This window comes from Corynebacterium sp. HMSC071B10 (genome assembly GCF_001814825.1).
Classification (GTDB): domain Bacteria; phylum Actinomycetota; class Actinomycetes; order Mycobacteriales; family Mycobacteriaceae; genus Corynebacterium.
In genome coordinates this window covers 1-1,041 of the sequence record NZ_KV817958.1, presented here as the reverse complement: position 1 = coordinate 1,041, position 1,041 = coordinate 1, and the positions used below count along the sequence as shown (strand labels likewise).

Annotated in this window: 1 protein-coding gene; it reads right to left on the bottom strand. The window is 58.2% G+C overall.

Annotated elements, in window-relative coordinates:
* Positions 1 to 95: 95 nt before the first annotated feature.
* The gene (locus HMPREF2990_RS01425; RefSeq protein WP_070762337.1) at positions 96 to 863 is read right to left on the bottom strand and encodes an ATP-binding protein; all 768 of its coding nucleotides are present in this window, start codon (positions 861 to 863) and stop codon (positions 96 to 98) included.
* Between the last annotated feature and the right edge of the window lie 178 nt (positions 864 to 1,041).

The window sequence follows — 1,041 nt, the reverse complement described above, 5'->3', positions numbered from 1 at the left end:
TGTTCAGAAGACTGAAATGGTAGCGGTGTGGTGAGTATCTGGTAGCGCCTGAGTGAGTATCCGGTAGCGGCGTCTCACTCAGGCGTTGTGGGTGGTTATGCGTTGGTGGTCAGGCGCATGTTTGGTCCTTCGAGTGTGATGATCTCGGCGCCGGAGACGAGTCGGTTGAGGATTGACTCGGAGATCACGGCGTCGGGGATGGACTTGTACCACTCCAGTGGGGCGAATTGTGAGGTCACTATCGTTGAGACTTTGCCTTCTCGCCCGGCGAGGATGTTGAGAAGTTGGTGCGCGGTCGCGGCATCAATAGGTGTGGTCAGGAAGTCATCTAAGACCAGGACGTCGACGTTGTGGAGGTGCTGGATGAACTTCAGCCGTATGGGGTCATCGGGTTGCAGGACTGCCAGTTCGGCGGCAAGCATGTCGGTGCGGTAGAACCGTGCGGAGTAGTCGTTGCGGCATGCTGCTGTGATCAGGGCTTGGGCGAGGTAGGTTTTGCCGACTGGGGATTTGCCCAGGATGACAATGTTTTGGCCCAGGTGGCACCATTGTCCGTGAGCGAGTCTGCTGACTTGCTCGGGGTTGATGTTGCGGTCAGGCGTGCAGACTACATTTTCAAGGCAAGCATCAAGGTTCGGCGATCGGGATGCTTTCAGCAGTTTGTTGATGCGTCGCTCGCGCCTGGCCGCGACTTCTTTATCGAGTGCGTAGAGCACCTTTTGGGAAAACGTCCATGCGTCGAATGCGGGATCGTTGGCGATGTCGATGACGCTTCTGCCGAAGGCAGTCATCCGCAGCGCGGTGAAGTCGGCCAGGACGGATTCGTCAAGGAAGCGATCTGTTGGCGGGGTTGGTGATGACATGGGCTTTAGTTTCCGCTACCGCCCACTGGCGTTGTCAGATGCGGGTTTTTGGTACCGGTGTTCCGGAGACCCGGTACTGCCGGGTTCCGGGTAGTTGGTACCGGGGCCGGGCCGACAGAGTCGGCCCGGCTGTTTTTATTCGTCCGGTTCTATTGGGGCGGTGGCCTTGCGCATGTCG